The sequence below is a fragment of the Mogibacterium diversum genome (assembly GCF_938028775.1).
In the GTDB taxonomy this organism is placed as follows: Bacteria; Bacillota; Clostridia; order Peptostreptococcales; family Anaerovoracaceae; genus Mogibacterium; species Mogibacterium diversum_A.
Genome location: NZ_CALIZG010000012.1, coordinates 50,456 through 75,501, shown reverse-complemented (window position 1 = coordinate 75,501; position 25,046 = coordinate 50,456). Strand labels below are relative to the sequence as shown.

General features: G+C 38.0%; 22 protein-coding genes and 1 other RNA gene. 4 read left to right on the top strand and 19 right to left on the bottom strand.

Going from position 1 to position 25,046, the window contains the following annotated elements; all coding sequences use genetic code 11:
* Positions 1-537: 537 nt before the first annotated feature.
* The 6 genes from Q7O90_RS02920 to Q7O90_RS02895 all read right to left on the bottom strand — a co-directional run bounded on the left by Q7O90_RS02920 (position 538) and on the right by Q7O90_RS02895 (position 5,873).
* Positions 538-1,854 carry a hypothetical protein gene (locus tag Q7O90_RS02920; protein ID WP_304127228.1) on the bottom strand — a complete coding sequence of 439 codons (1,317 nt, stop codon included), beginning with the start codon at positions 1,852-1,854 and terminating at the stop codon, positions 538-540.
* A 126-nt stretch (positions 1,855-1,980) separates the two neighbouring features.
* Positions 1,981-3,168, bottom strand: a complete 1,188-nt coding sequence (locus Q7O90_RS02915; RefSeq protein WP_304127225.1) for a flavodoxin domain-containing protein — start codon at positions 3,166-3,168, stop codon at positions 1,981-1,983.
* Between the two features lie 124 nt (positions 3,169-3,292).
* Positions 3,293-4,450, bottom strand: a complete 1,158-nt coding sequence (locus Q7O90_RS02910; protein WP_304127222.1) for a low temperature requirement protein A — start codon at positions 4,448-4,450, stop codon at positions 3,293-3,295.
* Between the two features lie 282 nt (positions 4,451-4,732).
* Positions 4,733-4,969 (bottom strand): hypothetical protein, encoded by a 237-nt coding sequence (locus Q7O90_RS02905; protein ID WP_304127219.1) that lies wholly within the window; start codon positions 4,967-4,969, stop codon positions 4,733-4,735.
* Positions 4,970-5,154: 185 nt separating this feature from the next.
* Positions 5,155-5,394, bottom strand: a complete 240-nt coding sequence (locus tag Q7O90_RS02900) for a hypothetical protein (protein WP_304127217.1) — start codon at positions 5,392-5,394, stop codon at positions 5,155-5,157.
* 266 nt (positions 5,395-5,660) lie between these two features.
* On the bottom strand, positions 5,661-5,873 hold the full coding sequence (locus tag Q7O90_RS02895; RefSeq protein ID WP_304127214.1) for a hypothetical protein: 213 nt from the start codon (positions 5,871-5,873) through the stop codon (positions 5,661-5,663).
* Between the two features lie 297 nt (positions 5,874-6,170).
* Here Q7O90_RS02895 and Q7O90_RS02890 point away from each other — a divergent pair, with 297 nt between their 5' ends.
* Entirely contained in the window at positions 6,171-6,848 is a 678-nt protein-coding gene (locus Q7O90_RS02890) for a hypothetical protein (protein WP_304127211.1), read from the top strand.
* 140 nt (positions 6,849-6,988) lie between these two features.
* Here the strand turns inward: Q7O90_RS02890 and Q7O90_RS02885 are convergent, their stop codons facing one another.
* From Q7O90_RS02885 to Q7O90_RS02860, 6 genes are all read right to left on the bottom strand, one after another.
* Positions 6,989-7,723, bottom strand: a complete 735-nt coding sequence (locus Q7O90_RS02885) for an amino acid ABC transporter ATP-binding protein (RefSeq protein ID WP_304127209.1) — start codon at positions 7,721-7,723, stop codon at positions 6,989-6,991.
* Positions 7,711-8,376, bottom strand: a complete 666-nt coding sequence (locus Q7O90_RS02880) for an amino acid ABC transporter permease (RefSeq protein WP_304127208.1) — start codon at positions 8,374-8,376, stop codon at positions 7,711-7,713. Before Q7O90_RS02880 ends, Q7O90_RS02885 begins: the two co-directional genes overlap by 13 nt.
* 22 nt (positions 8,377-8,398) lie before the next feature.
* Positions 8,399-9,193, bottom strand: coding sequence for an ABC transporter substrate-binding protein (locus tag Q7O90_RS02875; protein WP_304127207.1), 795 nt, complete (start codon positions 9,191-9,193; stop codon positions 8,399-8,401).
* A 14-nt stretch (positions 9,194-9,207) separates the two neighbouring features.
* Positions 9,208-9,768: a CD3072 family TudS-related putative desulfidase gene (locus Q7O90_RS02870; RefSeq protein ID WP_304127204.1), complete on the bottom strand. Its 561-nt coding sequence runs from the start codon at positions 9,766-9,768 to the stop codon at positions 9,208-9,210.
* A gap of 203 nt (positions 9,769-9,971) precedes the next feature.
* Positions 9,972-11,450 (bottom strand): LlaJI family restriction endonuclease, encoded by a 1,479-nt coding sequence (locus tag Q7O90_RS02865; RefSeq protein WP_304127201.1) that lies wholly within the window; start codon positions 11,448-11,450, stop codon positions 9,972-9,974.
* A complete protein-coding gene (locus tag Q7O90_RS02860) occupies positions 11,450-14,044 on the bottom strand; it encodes an AAA family ATPase (protein WP_304127198.1) in 2,595 nt (864 codons plus the stop codon). The genes Q7O90_RS02865 and Q7O90_RS02860 overlap by 1 nt, the downstream gene beginning before the upstream one ends.
* Positions 14,045-14,259: 215 nt before the next feature.
* On the opposite strand from Q7O90_RS02860, the gene Q7O90_RS02855 reads away from it, so the two are divergent.
* On the top strand, positions 14,260-15,450 hold the full coding sequence (locus Q7O90_RS02855) for an MspI family type II restriction endonuclease (RefSeq protein ID WP_304127195.1): 1,191 nt from the start codon (positions 14,260-14,262) through the stop codon (positions 15,448-15,450).
* Between the two features lie 21 nt (positions 15,451-15,471).
* On the opposite strand, the gene Q7O90_RS02850 is transcribed toward Q7O90_RS02855, so the two are convergent.
* The 5 genes from Q7O90_RS02850 to Q7O90_RS02830 all read right to left on the bottom strand — a co-directional run bounded on the left by Q7O90_RS02850 (position 15,472) and on the right by Q7O90_RS02830 (position 19,376).
* On the bottom strand, positions 15,472-16,662 hold the full coding sequence (locus tag Q7O90_RS02850; RefSeq protein WP_304127192.1) for a DNA cytosine methyltransferase: 1,191 nt from the start codon (positions 16,660-16,662) through the stop codon (positions 15,472-15,474).
* A 261-nt stretch (positions 16,663-16,923) separates the two neighbouring features.
* Positions 16,924-17,275, bottom strand: a transfer-messenger RNA (tmRNA) gene (ssrA, locus tag Q7O90_RS02845).
* Between the two features lie 83 nt (positions 17,276-17,358).
* Positions 17,359-17,826, bottom strand: a complete 468-nt coding sequence (gene smpB / locus Q7O90_RS02840) for an SsrA-binding protein SmpB (protein ID WP_273067312.1) — start codon at positions 17,824-17,826, stop codon at positions 17,359-17,361.
* A 22-nt stretch (positions 17,827-17,848) separates the two neighbouring features.
* Positions 17,849-18,373 carry a signal peptidase I gene (lepB, locus tag Q7O90_RS02835; protein ID WP_304127188.1) on the bottom strand — a complete coding sequence of 175 codons (525 nt, stop codon included), beginning with the start codon at positions 18,371-18,373 and terminating at the stop codon, positions 17,849-17,851.
* Entirely contained in the window at positions 18,366-19,376 is a 1,011-nt protein-coding gene (locus tag Q7O90_RS02830) for an RluA family pseudouridine synthase (protein WP_304127185.1), read from the bottom strand. The genes lepB and Q7O90_RS02830 overlap by 8 nt, the downstream gene beginning before the upstream one ends.
* Before the next feature lie 160 nt (positions 19,377-19,536).
* On the opposite strand from Q7O90_RS02830, the gene Q7O90_RS02825 reads away from it, so the two are divergent.
* The gene (locus Q7O90_RS02825; RefSeq protein WP_304127183.1) at positions 19,537-19,956 is read left to right on the top strand and encodes a hypothetical protein; all 420 of its coding nucleotides are present in this window, start codon (positions 19,537-19,539) and stop codon (positions 19,954-19,956) included.
* 17 nt (positions 19,957-19,973) lie between these two features.
* A complete protein-coding gene (locus Q7O90_RS02820; RefSeq protein WP_304127180.1) occupies positions 19,974-21,419 on the top strand; it encodes a nicotinate phosphoribosyltransferase in 1,446 nt (481 codons plus the stop codon).
* 166 nt (positions 21,420-21,585) lie between these two features.
* On the opposite strand, the gene Q7O90_RS02815 is transcribed toward Q7O90_RS02820, so the two are convergent.
* Together Q7O90_RS02815 and Q7O90_RS02810 are read right to left on the bottom strand one after the other, a co-directional pair.
* Positions 21,586-23,304 (bottom strand): ABC transporter ATP-binding protein, encoded by a 1,719-nt coding sequence (locus Q7O90_RS02815; protein ID WP_304127178.1) that lies wholly within the window; start codon positions 23,302-23,304, stop codon positions 21,586-21,588.
* Positions 23,304-25,046, bottom strand: coding sequence for an ABC transporter ATP-binding protein (locus Q7O90_RS02810; RefSeq protein WP_304127176.1), 1,743 nt, complete (start codon positions 25,044-25,046; stop codon positions 23,304-23,306). The genes Q7O90_RS02815 and Q7O90_RS02810 overlap by 1 nt, the downstream gene beginning before the upstream one ends.

Genomic DNA, 25,046 nt, shown 5'->3' with positions numbered 1-25,046 from the left:
ACAGCTTTTTTTCGAGACAACCATGCTCGTCAAAGTAATCAGTATCAGCAATCGGATTCAACATCATTTCATCTGAAAGTATAACAATTCCTTAATAATATCTTTTCATTTCGCCTACATAGTTTGTTTTGGTACGCGCATTATTTGTTCTAGATTCCCTAACTTCCTCAAATCCCATATCATCTGAATCTAGATTTATTTATACACTTGCCATTTTCGCGTGTTGTAGTCTCTTCATTTGATCCACATATCCATTTGAAGAATGTATAGGATAGTAACACAATCGCAATAAAACTGAAGGCATATGAAATCAGAAAATAATATATGTAGGCATCTTGTATCTCGGAGAATCCCATTAACAAAAGTGCGAACACATAGCCCGGTATTAACCATAATATTCGCAGAAACTTTCGTTTATACTTTAAGTTCCAGTGAATACGTTCAATCTTTTTATCAACATTTTCTTTTTTACTATTCAATTAAACTCCCCCCACCTTATATATCCAGTGTATTCACACTAGCAATACTTTATTATTTCTATAATTTTGACGGTTTATCGAGAACAGCTGCTAAAAGTGCATCTGATATAATTTTTTCATGCATCCTTTTCATGTTTTCAAAATTTTTATCATCTTCTAAACTCTTGCCAAACTTATTCCGTTTTTCAGTGGTTTCTATTAACATTGAAATTTTTTTATCTCCACATTCAATTATTATTTCTGTCATCAGTTTTACAGATTCATCTTTATAATCACCAGAATTATATTCAGATAAAAACAACTTAAGATAATCTCTTCGAGTTTGTTTAATATTCTTTTTAGGGTATGTAATACTCTCATTTATTAATTTAACATTATATGTGTCAGTTGATTCTTTGACCAAACTCCATTCGTCAAGATTTAGAGAACTATAATCTGAATATAGGTCTTTATCTATTTCACACATACATATCGTTGCTTCTGCTTGGTGATTAAAAAAATCATCCTTTTTCTTATCTGGTTTGAGCGTTATAAAATATGTACCGGTTAGAATATTGTCTTCAGATCTCATATTCCACTCCAACCAATTTTCTGGCACATTAAACTTCATAGCAAAATCATCTTCAGGAAAATAATTAAGTATATAGAAATCATAACGCATATAGAAAAATGAATCATCTGCATTGTGATACATTTTTGTTTCATATATTGATACGAAAAAAATGAAGATCACAAAAATCCAAAAAACACGAAGTTTTTGAATTTTTGTGTGCTTTTTTGTTTTAATATTGCTTGCTACTTTATGTGTTTGTTCTATAGTATTGACGTAGCTATATATAATCGACTTTGGAGTCTCGCTTTTTTCAATAAAGTTTGGCTTATACTCATTTATAGCATTTTCAAGGGCTGATCGGCATTCTACTCCAATTAGAGTCATCGGGATAACGATTTTTCTTGTAAATAAAGTAGCAGCATTTTCTTCAAGGATAATACACAGATAGTATTCCGGCTTAAACAATCCGGCCTCTATCTCCATATTCACTATAGCTTGAATATCTTCCCAAGGAAGATATTGATAGTATTCTCCAAGAATAAAAAACTTACTAAATATACCTTTTCTTATTATTATGCCTTTAGGGGTGATTATGATAATAAATCCCAAATAACTTCGTCTTAGTAAAAGAAATAATAATAAAACAACAGTCTCAACGAAAACAATTTTAGCTCTTATCTCCACCTTTTGACTTTGTATAGGGTTGGTTTGATACAAACTTACCCCAACAATAATTACAAGTGTCGCAGCAACCAAAAAAAATATTTTTATAAAGGTTTCATAGAATTCTGAATGAAATATATACCCATATTCAGTATCCATTATCGTATCTGTATCTGTATTTGTATTTGTGTTCATCCTTACATTGATTTTATCTTTTTTTTATCCATTAGACCTTATTCAGCAAAAATAAAACTGCATTAACTAGTATAAAATTTTTAGGCAAAACTATTTAACAAGCTCCGAAACCATAGCAGGAATCTTTGCGAAGTCCTCTTCATCTGGATTCCAAGCAGAGCGAACATTTCCTTCCACAACCTCAAACCCAGCTTCTCTTAGCTTCTCCTGTATGATCTTAACCGACTCACCACTCCAGCCGTAGCATCCGAATGCAGCAGCCTTCTTATTTTTGAACTTAAGCGTCTTGAGGAACGACAGCCACCCCGCAACGCTTGTCAAAACATCGTTCACACAGGTCGGAGAACCCACAACAATGGCTTTGGATTTGAACACCTCAGTCATGATTTCGTTCTTATCCGCCTTTGCGATGTTATAAACCTTCACAACAGTATCTGGTGCCTGCTTGTGAATTTCATCAGCGATTGCGTGTGCCAGCTTAGTCGTGCCCTCCCACATAGTGTCATAGGCAACAGTAATCTGATTCTCCTGATATGCGTCTGCCCAAGCTGCGTATTTCTCAACTATCTGACCAGGATTGTCACGCCATACCACCCCGTGGGACGGAGCAATTATGTCAATCGGCAAGTTCAGCTTAGCGATTTCCTCAAGCTTCTTGGTTACGAACGGAGCGAAAGGATTAAGGATATTTGCAAAATACTTCATCGCTTCCTTATCAAGCAGTGCCTGATCTGCAAGGTCATTGAACATCTCCTCAACTGCGAAATGCTGTCCGAATGCATCCATCGAGAACAGGATGTTATCACCAGTCATATATGTAGCCATCGAATCTGGCCAGTGAAGCATCTTCATCTCCACGAAGATAAGCTGTTTGCCGTTTCCAATATCGAGACTGTCACCAGTCTTTACCACATTGAAATTCCATCCCTGCTGTCCGTACTGACCCTCAAGACTCTTTACACATGCCGCAGTGCAGTATAGTGGCGTGTCTGGAATCTCCTTGAGCAGCGCTGGCAGCGAACCCGAGTGATCCTGTTCGCCGTGATTAACGATAATCGCATCAATCTTATCGAGCACGCCTTCAGCCTTCAAGTTCTCTATGAACTCATCTCTGTGCGGAAGCCACACGGTATCTACCAGAATCGTTTTCTCTTCTTCAATCAAAAATGCATTTTGACTAGACCCATTCAAAATAGAATACTCATCACCATGGAACATCTCGAGTTCCCAGTCCATGTATCCGACCCAACTCACGTTACCCTTTACAAGCTTTCTCATAGTAGACTCCTTATAATCATTCTGCTCTTGATATCAACCTTTCATCTGAGCTTTATTATATCATTTTTTATACGGATTTCTCCGCCTTATGCTTTTCAGGTACTTTCTCTTTATCCTGCTCGTTCTATCTCTTTATAGTTTTCTTCTTTAAACGCCTTCTCTCTTTCAAATTCCTCATATAAAAGAACCCAATCGAATGAACCGTAATTGCTGCGATTGTCGCTGTCGTTATGTGTAGAACTGCCGCGTCATTATGTGCAAGATTATAGCTCGCAATACAGCCAAATAGGAAAATCCAAAGCTGAACAGCATAGTACTTCGCATCAAAGCTAAGGTGTGGCTTGCTGTACATATTATTTGCAATAACCGCCCACTGGAACATGAAAATTCCCGCGTACATGAAAAGTGTGACAAAATGCACGTTTGCGTTGTTGTGACTGATAAAACTCATCGATACAGTGATCATGATTAGTCCGATATAAATCGGATAATGACTGTACATGAGGAACATTCCATTCGTATCCGTGTGCTCGTCGATGCTGTGGTTGAGCACGCTGAAATAATACATGAATAGACATGCGACTATTGTGAAATACAGGCTTGAACTGAGTGTAAAAGTCTTGGGAGTGAAAAAAGGGGCGATTCCCATGATCATTTCACCTAGATTTATAATTGTAAGCAGTGAGATTCTCTCAACGAGGTGCACGAAATTTATATCGGCACGCTCAAATCTCCTTCTGAAATAAATCGGCATAAGGAACGTCACGATAATCGTCGCGATATATATGTATATGCCTGTCGCTATTGGAAAGTGGCTAGCCGCAAGCATGCCGAATACTCTTACCCCCGTCACCCCGAGGAAGCCACGGATTGAAATGCGCTCTGCTTTTGTAAGCCCATGACTGTAATACTGCGCAAAATACTGCACGAACAGTATGAATGACAGCAGTGCGACGGTCCAGCACAGGTAGTCAAAGTGATTGTGCCAATCCTCGACAATCATGCCCGCAAACACCAGCAAGATCACCATCTTGATAAACATTATCGACAGATTAAGAAATGAATTTTTACCATACTGATTAGTGAATACAGTCTGAAGCATCCAAGCGTCAACAAGCACGAAGGTCGTGATAATGAAGGCGAAGAAAGCCTCCCCACCCACAACACCACCGTGCAGATGATGAATCAGCTCAGTCGTCTTCGATATAGCATATACGAACACTAGGTCATAAAAGAGCTCAGTAAATTCGACATTTTTGTGCTTGATAGTGGATTTAAGCATATTACTCCTTAAAAAACAAAACCGTATAGCCTTTTTCTTAACTATACGGGTATTCCGACGTGCCGTCAATGTACGGGGACTAGAACATTAGTGTTATCCAAAATGTCAATATTGCTAGACGCTCATTCGTATTACTTTATTTTTTTCTGCCCCTTCTCTTAACCAGTCTATGCAAAAGGCTCACATTAGCTAAATGAAATGCTTCCATTCAAAAGATACCCTGTTATCTTAGAATTTGTTTCGTAAAGTTCCGCAGCACAAAATTCACCCGAGTACGTTCCGTTATTTCTCAAAAAGATATGAGTATCTATCTTGTAAAGCTCTTATATCCTTCCCATACTGCTTATGCAACCTCCCTATCTGTTTTGCCACAATATTACTAGGAGGAGTTTTTGTAGAAAAGAATGGATCTAAAAGTTCATCCTCTTTGCGAATCAGCTCATTATGCAGTTTTTTATATTCATCAACATACTTTGGAAAGTCGGGGTGTTTTTGGTTAACTCTTCCTCTTCCGCTCATAATCAATCCTCTATTCTTTACTCAATCTACGAATAACCTCTTCAAATAGGTATTCGTCGGCATCGAGTCATTTCTACGCACGTGCTCTAATGTCTCTCTTGATGACAACTTTTTGTGTCTGCGGTATACCTCATACCAGTGCAAACAATGTCAGAATCGCACGATATATATCCCGATACCTTCCATTATTCTGTTACTTCTTCATATAGATAACTATATTTAGCCATCAATGCATTGAGCTTTGCATTCCTTTTCTTTCGCAGAGGTGCAATAATTTTTGTAAAAGTATGAGCGTTTACCTGTGTAATTTCACCAAACTTCTCCTCTTCGACAGATACTGCCTCAAGATACGCGTCGTTGACAGCGTCCCATTCTGCTTTATACTTTTGTGCATCTGGGTGATTTTCATTTAATTTTACGGACATATTCACCCCCCCCAGTTCTTTACTCACAAGTTTTGTATTGTAATCATAACCGACTATTCAAAGTCTATCTCACTACGAAATGCCGCTACATAACCCTAGATAAATTAGCAATTGTCTCAGAGCTGAATATTTCGTTATAACTTTTCTTTCAGCATATCTATATCTAATTTTTAAGTAGGATAATTATTGTGTTCTTTTGGGTAATAAATTTTGATGTATTTTATAGTGCTTGCGTGCAAAGTTATCTCCAAATTAGGTGATTTAGACTATTCAATAACAACATCACTAAAATCAAAATTTGCATGAGTACCACAATTACTACATGTAAAACCGTGATTTATTTCAAAATCAGGATTTGCTGGTATCCAAATCCCCTTTCCACAAATTCTACAAATAACTCCATCTGATTTTTTAGTTTTCGGAGTTAGTTCCTCAATATCATAATGGCTGTCTTTTATCAACGAATCAGAAAATTTCAAATATCCTACCACCTTTTTATAATATCATCTGTATTTTTTACTTTTGCAAAACGGTCATTCCAAATACAATCATTATAAATTAAAAACCGTATAGCCTGTTTCTTAACTATACGGGTATTCCGACGTGCCGTCAATGTACGGGGACTAGAACATTAGTGTTATCCAAAATGTCAATATCGATAGCCGATTCCTTGTACCACTTTGTATTTTCCTATTAAATTGCTTTTATTAATTTTTTTAACTGATATTATGAGCTTAGGAGGTATTTACATCAATTATTGAAACGGAGGTGTCTCTATGTCATCAAACACTAAACGTCGTTATCGTAAGCCACTTAGCTTTACATTTATATTTGTTGGAATGTTGCTTCTTATATTTGCTATCTTGCATATTTCATCTAGACCAACAGCAGATAAGGATCGAGTAACAAATGCGACCGACATCAAAGTTATGGTAAAAACAGCTAACGATTCTAGATCAGCTATCGTCAAGACTTATGAATTGGATGAATTTTCAAAGCTATCAAAATCAAAGCAGATGAAGATTATAAGTTCAACCTGCGGCAAAGTCGAAGGTGATGTCCCTAATGTTTCCCTCGAGAGTAAAGACACTTCATATATCAAGATCCATTTTCAAGATAAGAAATCTAAGGCGAAAACACCCGAGATTGACAGTATAACTCTCTACACAGCAGCAGGTATGCCAGTAAATCCAAAAAAGAGACAAGATATCGGGGTGCTCTACAATTACGACCATAAGACTGAAGAACTAAACATGAATCTGTCAGAATTTATCCCAGCAGATAAGCTAGTGTTCAGCGACTCATATAGTAACAGTGCAGATGATACTTCCAACAAAAGCAGTGATGATTCAGATAGTGAGGAAGATGACATCTGGTTCTGCATATTTGAAATTAAATACTCTATCGGAAGCAAAAAATATGTGACATATACTGCGGTTTCGGTTGGAAAATAGACAGTTAAAAAGCACCATTTGGCGCTTTTTCTCTCATCTATAGATTTGAGGGTTTACCGATTACCGTCGCTTTAATAACACTTGCTTTTTTCATTATACCGCAAGTGCATTGTAGTCATTACATTAGTCCCCTGCAAATATTAATACAAATCATCAAATTCAACCATTTTTAAAAAACTAGATAGATTTTCATTTGCTGTATTACAAAATATTTCATCACATGTTCCGTCTTCTTCAATAATACCATTATTCAAAAAAAGCACCCTTGTAGCAAAGTGACTAATTGCATTTATTTGATGTGTAACAATTAGCATTGTTTGTCCTTCTAAAGCAAGCTCATTAATCGTACTAAACACTTCATGTGCCAATTCAGGATCCAATGACGATGTTGGTTCATCAAAAATAACGATTTTGGGATCCATTGCAAGGGTTCTTGCAATAGCAAGTCTTTGCTTTTGTCCACCAGAAAGTGTAGATGGATACTGATTTTTATAATCTATTAACCTTACCCTTTCTAAAAGAATTTTTGCCTTTTTTTCTGCATCAGTAATTGATTGCTTCATAACAGCCTGAAGAGGTTTAGTTATATTTTCTAAAACAGTGTAGTGTGGAAACAGGTTGTAATTTTGAAAAACCATTCCCAATATCCCATTTAGAGATTTATAATCACTATTCTTTTTTCCATTTATAGTTATTGAACCATTTTGATATTGTTCAAGGTTTGCAATGCATCTTACTAAAGTGCTTTTCCCAGAACCACTAGCACCGATAATTGCAATTATTTCACCCTTGTTTACAGTTAGATTGATGCCTTTTAAAACAGCCTTTTCATTGTATGATTTTCTTAATCCGTTTATATCAATTAAAGTTCCCATCTTGATGACCTCCTCTCAAGCCATTTTGCAAAGAAGGTAACAGTATAGGTTAAAACAAAATATATGATACCGAGCATTATATATATTTCGAATGGATGATATGTTCTAGCATAAACCTGATTGCCTAATTTCGTAATTTCTACGACAGGTAAAACTGATACTAATGAGGTTTCCTTTATTATTGCTGAAAACCCATTCATAAGAGAGGGTACTGCAACTCTTATTGCTTGTGGCAGTATTATATGAAACGTTCTTTGTATTGGGGTATATCCTAGTATGTATGCAGCCTCATATTGACCTTTATCTACAGCTAGTATAGATGCTCGAATATTCTCCGATAAATACGAACCACTATTAAGGCCCATTGTTATGATTGCTGCTTTAATAGGTCCAATGTGAAATCCTAATCCAGGCAGACCATAGTATACAAAAAATAATTGCACTAGCAATGGAGTCCCACGAAAAACTTCTACGTAAGTAGAGAGTATTACAGAAATTATCTTTGGCAGCTTTCTGCTTCTTAAACTACCAACTATTATTGCTATAGCCAGAGCTAAAATAAAACCTGCCAGGCCAATCCCGATAGTAAGTCCGAGAGCGGCTGGCAGTAGTTTTCTAAATGGCCATAGTACCGAAAAATCTAACTTCGTCACTATTTTCGCCTTTCTTTATTATCTATTCAGCAGCAAACCACTTGTTATAGATTTTATCGTATGTGCCGTTTTCCTTTACTGTCTTTAATGCTTTGTTAAACTCTTTTGTTAGGGAATCATTTCCTTTTGGAAATACTGCAGCAATTTTAATAGTTTGAACTGGATCATCAACAATAATTAACTTTGCATTAGCCTTTGCTTTTTCTTTTGCCCATGATTTTTCAACAACCATTGCATCTATATTTCCATTTAACATATCTGCTAGAGCTTCAGAATGTCTATTATATGTAGCAGATTTTTTTATTTTTATTTTCTGCTCTTCTAGGCTTTTTACTGCATTTTCAGAAGCACTACCCGCATGGCTTCCAACAATTTTTCCAGCTAAATCTTTTTTTGACTTAATATCCTTGTTAGTTGTGAGAATAACTTCATCAAGATTAAAATATGAATTTGATACATTAACCTTGCCTCCGGACTCCTTTGCTTCTTCAGGAGACATGCCCGACATAATAATATCAAAATCCCCGCTTGATAGGCCAGAAATCAGTCCCTCCCAAGGAGTGTTTACTAATTCAACTTTTACCCCCATCTCTTTACCAATTGCTTCAGCTAGATCGGCATCAAACCCCTCAATTGCACCTGAGTTATTAATGCTCTCAAACGGAGGGTATTCGGGACACATTCCAACTTTTAATACCCCTGCCTTTTTTATGTTCTTTAGAGATGAATCTTCTGTATTTTTTTTATCTCCACACGACGTCATAAAAAGCATTATGACCATAATTACTGCGACAGTTATAAACGTTTTCTTTTTCATAGCTCTTCCTTTCATTAATTATTTTCTTGTTTCTGATTTAATACCTGTATTAGTTCTTCATACATAGGTTCTCTTTCATCAATTCCATAAAACAATGTGGAAATTCCATTCTCTTTAAACATATTCTCAAGCACCTCCATCATTACACCTTTTCCTTTAGCAATATGAAGTGTGTCAATTTTAGCTTGATAATTGTTTTCTGAATTGAGTTCACCAAACCAGTTTCCTTTAGATACGAAATTAGTGCCACAAGTAGGACTGCCATCTACACCAATAACCATCTCTATTGAATATCCATGCTCTTTGTAATCCTTTAACTGCTGTACAATGGGATGAAGTAATCTTTGACACTGTTCGCGAAATGCTGGAAAGTTACATTGCTCATAAACAAGCCCCCATCTTTTAGATCCAAACATAGCCATTTCTATGCAGGGTAGCTGGATAATCCCATATCCTAATTCAATAAGTTTGCAGATGATAGATGATCCTCCCATGTCTTTTGCAAGGGGCTCCACCTTTGCATTTACATTTAATAAACAGTGTGCAATTATCACAATCTTTCTTGTTCGCTTCATTACTTACCTTTACGTTCCGCGGAATTTACATATTTTGAGACACCTATATATAATTATGTTAAATCAATTCTATCAATGACAATAATTAAACAGAAATTGTTATGGTCAATATCTCGCATCTTAATATAGTTTTTTTATATATTACTTTATAAAAAATGACTAGGCGTATACCTAGTCTTATAGATTTACGTAATTAACAAATTCTATAAATTCAATTTGGCAATTTCCATTTTCTTATTATCTAGATACATCTGATATACTGTACGCGCTGGCAGTAACCGTATACTAATATCCCCTAAATCCATCCGCTTCAAAAATCCAACCATTACATATCCAGTTTCAATTATCTTATCTCCTTCAGTTGGCATAAGAAAGCAATTATTTATATTTTCTTGTTTCATGCCATGATAATCGAGAAAATCTTTATATGCTAGTTGATATAGGTATTGTTTTGTAACCGATTCTATCCCCGGTTGGCCTCTCAATGGTTTATTTTTTTCTAATTGCAAATTGTAGTACTTTGCATCAAATATGACACACTTATGTTTGTCATTTTCTTTATAGATACTGATTATATCTGGAATCAGAGTATCTTGTGCTTTTTGTTCAAAGTATTCTCTTTCTGATTTGCCAAACCATATAGGATGCTCAATAACATCTATAAGCTTTGTCCTCTGATTAAACTCATCTCCAAGTGGAACGGGTAATGCAATCAATCCAATAGGCCTATCTAGTTGATTATCTAAAATTTCAGAACATGCTTTTTCCCAAACTAAGTTGAAGCTATTTGTGCCAAACATGCTAAAACAATCCATATCATCAATATGTGTGCTACTATTAGCAATATAAGAGTATATTGTTTTAAGAACCATCTGCTTTCTAGTTCCAAACTGTATATTCAGCTCTTTGTAAATTCGATCAAGAATATAATCATTCTCTCCAAAGTCACAGATTTCTTCATCAGATAAATCGACTCCAAGAATATCAAAAAGATTGAGCAAATCCGCACTAGCTAATTCTTTTGAGCACTTTGTAAGCACACACTCATGAAGTCTTTTAAAATAGTCTTGGTCATCATTTACTCTTTTTCGAGTATACATGTCTTGGTAGTATGGACGATTATCGTTTATAATAGCAAATGTTTCATTTATCGTTTTATCCCACAGTATTTCCCCTGTACCATTAATCTCAATTATATCCTTTGAGCTAGAATAACTACCATTTTCAAAGTAATCCTGAAGCATCCAAAGCATTATAGCTAACATATTAAAAGCGGCACTATCAGTTGTGTCATTAACCATCCTAATAATTTGTTCTTTTCCGTTATACTTTTCTATTACTTTAATAATCTGTTTCATTTCTGAAACTGGTTCTTCTGTATGCAGTAAATATTTGGGATAGCATTTTATAATTCGTCCTGCAACTGTAATCACTCCAACAAAGGTAAATATATATAGATATTCATTCTCACCAGCTTCAATATCCGAAATCTCAATGTCCTCTTCAATCAAATCTGTGAGTGCCTTTTGTTCATCAGATGCCTTTACAACTTTTAACACCCCATACTCCTTAAGGCGCTTAAGGATTCTGATTATCTCGCTTTCATCGCCAATAAAGAGTTTAACGAGTTCTCCTTGAGTGTATCTTTTCTGCTCTCGGATATAGGCTGATTTCAAACTCATTATTCTTCTACTCCATCTACTGAATTCAAGAAAGCATTCCTTATAGACTCGTTAAATATATCTACACCTTTTTCATCAAACGCATCACAAATTGCTGAATATATATTCTTTATGTCACAACCACTGAAAAGTGTAGGACGCTTCTGCTTTGCGGCATCATCAAACAAGTACATAATAACTTTGTTCTTAAACATTCTGCTAAAATTTTCTTCGTCCATCTCTTCACCTTCTGGAAGGTTCTTTATAGAAAGGAAAAAAGGTCCCATCAACTTATCTTCGTTGACTTTACAGTCATTAAGGAGCACATTATTTATCTCTTTTCTTAATATATTCCATTCAACTTTTTTTCTATGCTCCCCTTTTCCAATTGTTACAATTTTTCCTGCAATTTTATCCTCACTATTATTTATGCCAAGATAGTTAAAGTCCCATCTGCGTTTAAAAGCAGTATCCATTGGAAACACTCCTTGATCTGCACTGTTCATAGTTGCCCAAATCAGCATATTATCCGGAATTTTTATTTCAGTATAGTCTTCTGGATTGCCACCAAGCTGGACTGCAAGATAAGTTCTAACATCCTCTGTTGCGTGTATCGGATATTCACTTACATTGAAGCTATCACGGTCAAGAAGCTGAAAAACATCTCCAAATACAGCTGCCACATTTGCTCGGTTAATTTCTTCTATGATAAGAATATATGGCTCAGGATTTCCACTTCTTCCATTTTTAAGCGCCTCAACATACACTCTCATAAAAGGGCCTGGAACAAATTGATAACTAATCGTACCTGATCTATCTGTCACGGGCTTATATGTACCAACAAACTGAGAGTATGTATAATCTGGATGAAAAGTAACACGTTCATATCCACCAATTGTCTCATTTTGTAGCGTAATTTTTCGTTCCTGCTCGAGGGTATAACTTTTTCCTGTTCCAGGTGCTCCAAATATGATTCTATTTGCAGGAAAATTTGTCTTAAGTCCCGTATTATATTTTAGTTCGTTGTCTATTTTAGTCATCCCTTTTCCGTCTAGGTCATAGTAATATTTTCTATATAAGAACTGAAGATTTTCAGGTTCTTTAAATTCATAGCATGTTGTTAGTTTTCCCTCTGACTTCTTTGGTAGAAACTCGTCCTCAAGAAAGCTCATGTGCCAAGCTCCTTTTTTACAATGCACCCATGGAGTATTGTTTAAATCATAGTAGTACTCTCCAAGCTCATCGACAAGCGCTATTAATTCTTCTCCATTCATGATGGTAAAAACTGTATCTTTATTAGTATTAAAGAATTTTATTATTTCCCCAGCCTTCCTCGAAGATGTTGAAGAATCCTCTGAGTAGTATTCCTCCTTAAGCATGTGTGCTAGGTTTTCTCTATTTAGAGAATTGCCTTTTGCAAAATGCTTAAGTGAACCAATTTTAGGCCACCCAATCGCAACAATCCCTTTTTCACGCCATTCACCAGCGATGCTGCGCCCATTATCAATCGAGCTGCCTAGCCTTATAAATTTTTTGGGTTGCTTAAAACAATCAAATAGCGCATCAGAAAACTCATTATCTTCAAGTCCTGATAATCTCTTTACAATGGCTAGTTGTCCTTTTTTACCATAAAACTTTTCACTTGGTTCTATGTCTAAAGCGTATAGAAAATGATCTATCCATTCCTCTGTATAGAAACTTACAAACTTTTCTGGATATAGTATTTGATAATATTTTTGCACCCATACTTTTTTTGCCGTATTCTTAGTTTCTTGATTAAGTACCAAATCTAAATAATCGTAATCTTCTTTAGTATTCAGTTGTGTATTCTCTATGAGTTTAGCACCTTTAACTATCTCATCTCGTATACCCTTACCTAGTTCAAGAGCCTTATCCTCTGTCAGTACTGTGGGTTTATTACCACTTCCTGTAACCCACATTCCATCTTCATTACGCTGAAATAGACCAAATTTATATGTACTGCCTCCAGCTATCCCTCCAAACATGTTTTTTATTTTTTCTTGATTCTCAAGCACATAGCTTAAGCTGCACTCGTTCCCATCTTTTGAGTAAAATAATGATTTTAAGAGCTTCTCATCAGGAATAGCTGCTAGCTTTTCTGGGGCAAACTTATCCAGAAATTCATTGCGCACTGCTTCAACTTCCTCATTGCTATATCTAAAATTAACCCTATTTGTCGAAATATGATTTTTAACAACTTTTGCTGCTTTTCTATACTCTTCTAAACTTTCAGCATTCTCTGTATCAAACCCCAAATTTTGTTGTATATATATATCATTGTTGGTTGTATTTCCATTCAATAACCCTTTTACGTATTTATCCAGGTCAAAATCACTCATCTTTGAGAATTTATCAAATACTTCCTGACGTGAAGCTCTAAGATTTCTTTGATGCCACCCTTTTCTTTGGTTAGGAAAAAGTGGATCAAATTCATCCCTCATGTTTTTCAAATTATTCGGTTTTTCCCCAATTTTTTTCCCTATTTCTTTAAAAGCTTTAGAGAATGTTTTATATCCCAAAACATTTAAACCTTCTTTATCTCTTCTAGAAAGATAGTATGCAATAATTATGCTTTTATTAAGTTCCTGCTCCATTATCGACCTCATATCTTTTGATAAATTAGTGTACGCTGTAGCTAGGTATATACCTAGTCCTAGATTACACCTCATATTAGCTCTTATCAAGATAGTACTGCACTTAACAGATATTCAAGCATTCATTATAAATATTAAAAATATTGCAAAAAAAAATAATATAGTGATATTATAAAATTGTATGACAATAGTATATAGAGTAGAAGGAATAAGATATGACCTATTCTAATGGAGAAAAATCACAACATGGGAAAAATGCTCAATTAAGTATATATGAGCTTTTGTCTTCATGCCTTGAAAAAAATTATATATCTCGTATCATATCACCATATAGGGCGGGCAGAACAGGGTATTCTAATACTGAACAGTTTTATGCACCTTTTATGATTGATTTCCCTAATGGTGAATCATGGCTCTTATACTCTACTACGTCTATGCGTACAGACAGAGTTAAAGGGCAACAATGGGACACCTACAATTTAAAGGAAATTAACCCCAATATAACAAGCGCATTTCTTGTATATTCTGATTGCAAGAATTTAGTTGAAACTTCTAATTTTGAAAAGCAGAACATAAAATATACTACCAACGAGGAATACTCTGCAATTGATGCAATCATAAGCCAAGACACTCTTTATAACTTAATTGAGGTTAAGGCCCATGAATCAGTATCATTGGGTAGACTAAAGGATATTCAAGGAAGAAATTTTGAGGATAGAATTGCACTTTGTCTGTCTAATAAAGACAACTTATCCATTTTTAATAATAATGGAAAAACATTAACCGGTCTTTATTACAATTTTTTTGAAACAATCATATCAAATTTAGATATTTCTCCTGGCGAAGTGTATTCAATATTTGCAACGACTGACAAAAATAAAATTGGAAAACTTCCTTCTGGCGGAAATCCGAAAACTGATATACTGGTGAATATATGTTTTTATAGCGGTATTACCAAATCAATATCTATCAGTTGCAAACGTTCTAGTGCGAACAGGGTTAGTGTGCATGAATATTCTGCAGATTCTTTTTCTGAAGTTTTAGACATAAATAATACTGCTTTATCATCATTACTGCATGAATTTCAGAATAACCCAACACTAGGATCTTTTGGTGCTACAAATACCACTGCCTTAACGGAAGCTCTAAAGCCTTATAATGACAAGCTAGCAAAGTGGGCTTTAGCTGGAACCTTTGGATATGGAGATGAAAATTCACAGTGGGCATCTCATATTCTTACATATGACAACAACGATAACTCAATTTCATTCTATTCAATAAATGAATATCTTGATAAGCTAAATCGTTCGAAAATCCACGGCAACTTCGGGACAATTTTTTCTTGGACTTATCCTTCAAAGAAGCGAGGCAAAAGTATTCAATTAAAATGCCCTCTACTTAAATAGTTCAAAACTAAAATATCATAACTACTTTACAATATTTAGAGAATCATAATACTTTTTCTTCATTGCACTAGCGACTTCTTTCATCATTGGAACTGCCACGGAATTACCAAACTGCCTGTACATCTGTGTTCTAGAAACTGGTACTATGAAATTATCAGGAAATCCCATCAGCCTTTTTAATTCAAGTTCGCTGAACATTCTAATACCTGTCTCACCATCTTTTACAAAAGTTCCTGTTAAGCGTTGAATTTTATGATAGCTTGCACATAGTGTATTAACTTGACACGTTGAATTAAAATCAACAAGTTGTGGTCTTCCATCATCTTTTTTAAATAGGTAGCTTTCCTGAAGATGTTCTGACACAGAATATCCTGAAGGATTGTGCTCCAATATTGAGTTTATCGGAACTTTCTTAGACGGATTACCATTCGGAAATTCAAATTCATTTACTCCTAAATCATCTCTAAATCCTACAATGACTACTCTTTCTCGTCTTTGAGGTAAACCAAAATTTTGAGCGTCTAGGACTTTGTAAAAAATCGAATAATCCAATTCATTTAGATTCTTCATAATAATCCTAAAGGTATTGCCTTTATCATTTGTTAACAAGCCTTTTACGTTTTCAAGTAAAAACATTTTTGGTCGTTTTTTCTTCAGTATCCTTAATACATCAAAGAAAAGTGTTCCTTGTGTTTCATGCGCAAATCCTTCTCGTCTGCCAATATTACTAAATGGTTGGCAAGGAAAACCCGCCAATAAAACATCATGCTCAGGAATGTCAGCTTCGTCGATTTTTGTAATGTCTCCCTCTGGCACTTCTCCATAATTTGCTTCATATGTCTTAGCAGCATATTTATCCCATTCTGAGCTAAAAACGCATTTTGTATCACTATCTTCAAATCCTTTTCTTATACCACCTATACCAGCGAAGAGATCGATAAAAGTTAGCTCTTTGCTTTTTTTATATGCTCCACTGTACGATAGATGATTACGGTCTGATACACGGTAGGCATTTTTATAAGATAAAGAGTTAATGCCCATTTCAATTAGTTTAATACACCTTTGGCTAAATGTTGTTTCACCATCTAAAAACAGACTTTCATCCATTATCTCTGAATAAAAATCATCTGTTATATAAATATTCCTATTCTTCTTTTTTTTAGAATCTGGAACAGCTTTTCTACCTGCTCCTTCTCTATTTCCTCCGCGCATTTATACCCTCCTTAATACTAAGGATAATTGTATCACTAGGTATTTGATTTATCAACTTTTAATTTCAAATTAAAATCCGGTATAATATTCAGATTATAAATAGCAAACCGTAACTATATCTATAAGGCATGATGTATAGTTGCACATTCAGATTCAATTTACATCATTTTAAACTATTTAATCTATTCAACTTGCAATACACTATTAATTAAATATTTGCAAAAGAAAGAACCGTTGATTTTTCAACGGTTCTAGTTATTTTGGTGGAGGCGGTGGGATTTGAACCCACGTCCAAGAGCATTTCCGAAGGACTTTCTCCGAGCGCAGCTGATACTTTAGAATTCGCTCATGTGGCGTCACGTCAGCAGACTACACAATCACTATCCCGTTGTTCCCTTACGCTACCGGGAGCTCACGCAAGGTTTTCCTGCATAATCGACGCCAGATCCGTTACCTGCAGGTGAATACCGGTTGACGCGCGATGCTGAACTAAGCAGCTAGTGCGAAATTGTTATTCTGTTTAGCGTTTGAATTTAACCGCCGCTTTTTACGTGGCTCGGCTCCACGGCTCGCTTATCCTTGTTCCACACTCCTGTCGAAACCTGACGCCCCCATAGCTTATACAGATTCCAAGTATGGCATTTGTATTGTATTTATTTGATTTTAGATTAGCATTTTGCTATAACCATAATCTCACTACTTGCGCAGGCTATCCTTGATAGCCCTATCCATCTTGCGATTAGCCTCCTTCTTGGCGATAGACTCACGCTTGTCGTAATTCTTCTTGCCTCGGCAGAGACCAATCTCTACTTTGCAGTAACCTGCTTCATTTATATATACATTGAGAGGAATGAGTGTCAGACCGTCAGTCTTAATCTGGCCTGCCAGCTTGAAAATCTCACGCTTATGCATCAGCAGCTTGCGTTCGCGAAGTGGCTCTACGTTGAAGCGGTTACCCTGCTCATACGGTGAGATGTGCATGCCCAAGATGGTGATTTCGCCGTTATAAATGTGCGCATAGCTCTCCTTGATGCTAACGCGGCCAGCACGAACAGACTTAATCTCGGTTCCCGTGAGCGCGATGCCCGCCTCGTAGGTCTCCTCGACAAAGTAATCATGCCTTGCCTTTTTATTATTAGCTACTACCTTCCTGCTTCTTGCCATGCCTTCCTCTTATAGTTTTTTATTATAGTTTCCTTATCTTGGTAAATGGGAACAGCCTCAAAACTGCCCGTCCCTTAATCGCATCTTTCTTGACGCAGCCAACCTCGCTATATCTGCTGTCTATGCTGACTACCCTATTATCACCCATCACGAAGTACTCACCTTTTGGTACCTTGAAATTGTTCACAGAACCTGTTGTATAGCCGTCTTTGAGGTAACTTTCATCGTATTCCTTGTCATTTATATAGACCTTACCATCATTGATAGTTATCTTGTCGCCGGGGAGTCCAATTACGCGCTTTATCAGGAGCTTATTCTTGCCATTCTCATCCTGCAGCTCAGACTTAAAGATGACGATATCACCGCGCTTTGGCTCCTTGTCACCTGAGTAGGCCCTCCTGTACATGATGATGTAATCATTTGGATTAAGCGTATCCTGCATCGAGGTCTGCTTCACTATTGTCGGTCTGACGAACGATATAACTACTGCCGCGAGTATAGCAGCTAAAAGAATCTCCTTGATTAAACTCTTTGTAAAATCACTCATTGTTAACGTTCCTCCTTCTAGCGGCTAGCTCCAGTCCATTTATTATTCTCTCAAATTCCTCTGGCAAATCCACCTTTATCGACTGCCCTGTGAGCCTCTCCAGCGGACCCACGCCCTCCTTGAAGGTTATCCGGCAGCTGTGCAGCAGCTGCGTGCTGAGACCGAATCTCTGCTTCAGTCTTCGGTTCACATCAGCAGCTCTACCTCTAGCGTACTTTACGTCCCCTATTACAGGATGTCCGACCGACGCCATATGCGCTCTAATCTGGTGAGTCCTTCCCGTCACGAGCCTGATCTCAACGAGCGTAAAATCACCGATCCTGCGCACAGGTCTTGCGATAGTCTCTATCTCCCGGCCTCTGCTGTCACCTGTATCCAAAATCCTTACGGTGTTGGTGTTCTGGTCCTTGATAAGCCTACCCTTTAGGTCGATTTCCTTTTCGAGATGCCCATACACGATGGTCATATAGAACTTATCAACCTTATCCTCGCGAATCATCTCACCGAGAGCTTTCAGCGAAGCACTATTCTTGCCGAACAGTACCGCACCTGTCGTGTTGCGGTCAAGGCGATTTGCGGGCGCAGGTGTAAAAACCTTCTCCCGAGGATTATAATCACCCGTCTCTATAAGGTAATCCTTAACTTGGTTAGCCAGATGGTTCTTCTTCTCTCTTTTGTCACCATGAGTCAGTAACCCAAACGGCTTGTCGGCAACTAAGATATCCTCATCTTCGTAAACGATTTTGAAATTGCGTCTCACCTTAGGTCTCTTGTCATTCCTAGCTGGAGCGCTCCACTCTTCGAGCAGGACGTCGCTGATATAAAGTGTCAGAACGTCTCCCTCAGCGAGCATATAATTATTGCCTTCGCGCTTACCATTAACCTTTACATCCTTGCGAATAACCTTGTAAATGGTGCTAAGAGTCGCCTTCGAAAGGTATCTGCGCATGAATTTGTCGAGGCGTCTACCCGCGTCGTTAGAATTTATCTCAATTTGCTTCATTTATATCTGCTTTCTATCTAAATCGTACCGTATATTGTACCATGCAAATGGCTTATTAACAAGGTGTCGGAGTGCTTCTATTGTTTGCAATCGTTAGCAAAAAAATGTATAATTTTCTGTAAAGTTGCGTCTGGTGGCGCAGCATGAAGGAGAATTTAGAATGAAGAATTTTAAGGATCTATTTCATAACACCAATGACATTATAATTGCACTTGTAATCGTCATGATGGCAGCAGGAGTTATAGTGTGGCGCTTCAATGTAATTATGAAATACCCACAGGTTCTTGCAAGTCAGTCAAGCCGCAAGCAGTCCGAGGAAACTCTGAACTCCGCTTCCACTCTCAAGTATGGAAGTGCGTTTAAGAATGGTGCTCTCAAGAAGGACGTGAGTGTCACGATAAATGGCAGTGGTGAGGCTGATGTATCCGATCTTATCGACAAGAATCTTTTCACAGATTACAAGCAATTTACTGCAGATGTGAAGGCTCAGGGACACGAAGTGTCAGACATCGATGCGGGTACTTACTCATTTAAGAAAGGGGCGTCTGTCGAGTCGGTAATTTCAGACTTGGTAGGCTAATATATAGGAGAAAATCAATGCTTGATAAATACAACCTAACGATGCTGACTGATTTCTACGAAATCACTATGGCCAACGGCTATTTCCATTCTGGTGTTCGCGACTACGAGGCTTGCTTCGACATGTTCTTCCGCAGAGTTCCCGATCAGGGCGGATATGCGATTATGGCGGGGCTCGAGCAGGTCATCGAGTATCTCAAGAATCTGCATTTTACAGAGGAAGACATTGAATATCTGCGTTCAAAGGGGATTTTCAGCGAAGAGTTTCTAGACTACCTGCGCGACTTCAAATTCACTTGTGATGTATGGGCTGTTCCCGAGGGTACTCCGATATTCCCTCACGAACCGATTATCACGGTGACTGGTCCGCTGATTCAGGCGCAGTTTGTTGAGACATTTATACTTCTAACTATCAACCACCAGAGTCTAGTTGCCACCAAGGCAAGCAGAGTCGTAAGAGCAGCTCAGGGTAGACCTGTTATGGAGTTCGGTTCCAGAAGAGCACAGGGTGCATCTGGTGCGATATACGGCGCGAGAGCTGCCTATATCGGAGGCTGTGCTGGTACCGCTTGCGCAATTGCAGATAGAGACTACGGTGTTGCGGCGCTCGGAACTATGGCACATAGCTGGGTGCAGACATTTGACAGCGAATACGAAGCATTTAAGGAATATGCGAGAATCTATCCTGACAACGCAGTTCTGCTGATAGATACATACAACGTTCTAAAGTCTGGGCTTCCTAATGCCATCAAGGTATTTAAAGAGATGAAGCCTGCCAAGATGGGCGTTAGAATCGACAGCGGCGATATCTCATACCTCACAAAGAAGACTAGGGAGATACTCGATGCCAACGGCCTCGAGGACTGTGCTATAGTAGTTTCCAATTCTCTTGACGAGTGGCTAATCAGAGATATCATCCTCGAGGGGGCTAAGGTTAACTCATTTGGTGTTGGCGAGCGCCTAATCACGGCTAAGTCTGAACCTGTATTTGGCGGAGTGTACAAGCTCGCTGCCATCGAACATAACGGTGTGATGATTCCTAAGATGAAGATATCAGAAAATGTTGAGAAGATTACAAACCCTGGTTTCAAGAAGGTTTACAGGTTTTTCGACAACGAGACTGGTAAGGTCATGGGCGACCTCATCGCGCTCCACGACGAAGAGGCTCCAACGAGAGATGGCGTTGAGATATTCGATCCTAATGCTATCTGGAAACGCAAGAGGCTGACCAACTTCACGGTTAAGGAGCTGATGGTAAAGGTTTTCGACAAGGGCGATTGCGTATACGATTCCCCAGACCTCGAGAGCATACGCTCATATTGCATGGAGCAAATTGAGACTCTGTGGAGCGAGATGCTTAGATTTGAAAATCCTCAGACATACTACGTTGACCTATCCAAGAAGCTCTGGAACATGAAGCATGAGCTACTCAGTAAATACAACGAGTTGCCTGCAGAAAAGTAAAATTTAGAGCTACATAATTTAAAGAATTGAAGAGGCTGAACCTTAGCTTAATTAGCTGGTTCAGCCTCTTTTTAGTTGATTCTGTATACACCTTGTCATATGCATTTGCAGAGAATATTAAAAAGCATATGCTACAGTTAGTACTGATTCTGAGCAGCGATATTATCTAATAGATGTACTCCTCGGTTAACTGTGATTTTCTAACCATATCGCCATAGAGTTTCGAGCTCTTAATAAGCTCCTCGTGCTTGCCAGCACTAACAACTTTGCCATCATCCATTACCACAATCTTGTCAGCCTTCTCAATCGATTTCATCCTGTGAGATACGATTATTACAGTCTTGTTTTCGATTAATTTGTTAATGCTATTTTGAATCTCCATCTCATTTTCGACATCGAGCGATGCTGATATCTCATCGAGAAGTATTATAGGCGCATCCTTCAGAAATGCCCTCGCTATAGATATACGCTGCCTCTCCCCACCCGAGAGTTTGGATCCGTTTTCGCCAATCTGGGTTTCGTAACCATCTGGCATTTTCGCTACTATCTCATCGACATTAGCAAGCTTCGCAGCTGCCAAAACCTCTTCATCGGTAGCATCCTTGCGCCCTAGCCTGATATTCTCCATTACGCTCGTATTAAAGAGCTCAACGTTCTGAAATACGATAGATATCTTGCTGAACAGCGATGCTGTACTGATAGATTTTATATCCTCTCCGCCGACAGTGACTTCACCTTTATCGTAATCATATAGACGCGAGAGCAACCTAAGCACGGTAGTCTTTCCGCACCCTGAAGGACCTACTATAGCCGTAACAGCATTCTGATTTGCTGTAAAGCTAACCCCATTTATAACCTTATTGTCACCATATTGAAATTCTACGTCATTAAAGCAGATGTCAAACTTCTGCACTTCCTTATCTATACCAGGCTGCACTTCCTCATCCATAAGATCCCGAATTCTGTCATAACTATCCTCGAAGAAAAACATCGCGGCGATGAACTCGGAGAGCGAAGCATATTGATGAGATATAGTAGTTACTGCCATGAGATATCCCACGTAGTACAGAAGGCTTACAGAACCTTTTGCGTAAAGAGTTGCTCCGATTACAGCTACTAGCACTGGTCCAAGCAGCGGAACTACACGCAAAACTGTAGCACTTATCGCCATTGTAAATTCTGCGGCAGTATGTATTTTCTCAGTGCTTTCTATCTTAGAAGTTACATCGCGTCTCACTTCATCCTGCATGGAATAGCTCTTAATTTCCTGCTGCATTTCGAATGCATCTTGGAACGCATTGGCATTGTCGAGAAGCTGCTTGTAATATACCTTGACTTTCCTGGTCTGGAAATTCTTGAATACAAACATAAGTGCTATCCCCATCCAGATAGGCATGACCACTGCAAGCCCTAAAGCAAGATTCCCGATACACATCATGATGCTTATAATCGCAAAGAACACCACGAATCCTATAAATTCCGGCACAGCATGAGATATAGCCATCTCTATATTGCTTACATCCATCATAATCGTCTGCGAGAGATCGGACAAGTTATGTGTTGAGAAATACGAAAGCGGTAGCTCCTTGATTTTCTTCGCGAGCTCAATGCGGAGATTTACGCTCTCCTCGTAAGTGACATCGTAAGTGAGCTTGTATTCCCTAGCTGTTGCTAGATACATAAGAATGGCAATTACAGCTATGATTCCGATATAGTGCGCTATTGGCTTTAGAGTACTATTTATCATATCATTCAGAAAAATGAACACGAGCATAGGCGGAAACATGAAGGTCACATACTTGAAGAACGAAGCTCTCGACGCTCTCATCATGTTGTCAATCCCTTTGTCTGTAAGCGAAAAATGTCTCTGTAATTTTCGTTTCATTATGATAGCCTCCATTCGTTAGCCTGGTTGTATAGATTCTGCAGATTCTTGTACTTGCTATCCTTTGCGATAAGTTCATCATGAGAACCACGTTCAGTGACTTTTCCGTCCTCTACAACCAATATCTCATCTACATTCCTGATACTTGAAAGCCTGTGCGCTATCATGATTACTGTCTTACCTTCCATTAACTTCGAAAAAGCCTGCTGCATCTCATACTCATTTTCCGGGTCGCTGGCAGCACTCGCCTCATCGAGGATTATTATCGGAGCGTCCTTTAGAATTGCCCTAGCTATTGCAATCCTCTGCGTCTCACCGCCAGATAGATGAACCCCTTTTGCTCCTATTATCGTATCCTCGCGCGTTTCAAACTTATCAAGAATACTTCCGCACATTGCAAGGTCAAGCGCTTTTATAACTTCTTCACGTGATGCATCAGGTCTTCCAATTTTTACATTTTCATAGATGCTGGTTTTAAATAGCTTAGCATTTTGGAATACGAAGGCAATTTCATGCTCCAGTGTCTCTCTCTTATACTTTGGGATGTCCAATCCACCGATTTTTAGTTCCCCACTAGATACCGGGTAGAAGCCAGAAATTAGCTTGGCTATAGTGGATTTGCCACTACCAGATGATCCCACAAGAGCATATTTCTTACCGCTCTCAAGTTTAAGACTGAAGTCTGTTAGAACATCTACACCCTCTTCATATCTAAATGTAACTCTTTCAAACTCTATATCATGATTTGCCATTTCTGAGACATCTCCATGTGCTAGCTTGTTCTTATCCATCTCGTCAAATAGCGATTCCAGCTTGCTGATTGCATCGTTAGCCATCTCAAAATTCTTACTGAAAAACATGACCTTCATAAAGGCACTCATCAGAAGCCCCGAAAAAGCTGCGAAGAACACAACCAGGCTGATTGTCTCACTAGCTTGTGGTGATATTGGCATCGCGATATATGCAACCGGTACAATTAGTGCTGATAGAGAAAGCATGCACACCTGAAATATAACGTATGGTCTTCTACACATCTGGCATTCCTTGTTAACAACCTCAGAGTATCTGATTATCGACTTGTACAGACGCTCAAATGATTCAATAACCATATTAAATATCTTGATTACCTGTATGCCGCGCACATACTCGACCGTCTCCGAGTTAATATCGTCTAGTGCACCCATGTACTCTTTCATCATATCTGAGTCAGAATACATGAATTTAAAGCAGATGCTCGCCGCAATTACCGCCGCAACAATCAGGATACCTACGTACTTACTCACCATGAACGAGAGTACCAGCAGGCATATAGGGAACAGCACTGCATTTACGGAATCAGGCAGTATATGCGCTACTATTGTGTGCGTATTTCCTGAATTGTCATCTATAATTTTTCTAGTCTTTCCAGATGAGTTCATGTCGAAGAACGAGAACGATCCGTCGAGAAGAGCATTTAGCCCCTTCTTCTTCATGTTCGTTTCCAGTCTGAAAGCAAATAGATGGCTACACATGAGCGCTGCGATATACGTGAACATGTATAGGATTGTCGTTGCAAATATCAGATACGACAGCTTGCTAATCCTCGAATAGTCTGCATCTACTGTTATCTCATGAAGCATTTTCCATAGAAAATAATACGGAATGAACGACAGAATCGTCGCTACGGCAGATAGTAGCAAAGCTGCTACCATGCATCCTTTACGGTCTTCCGCATAGCTAAATAGTTTTTTAAATACACACAT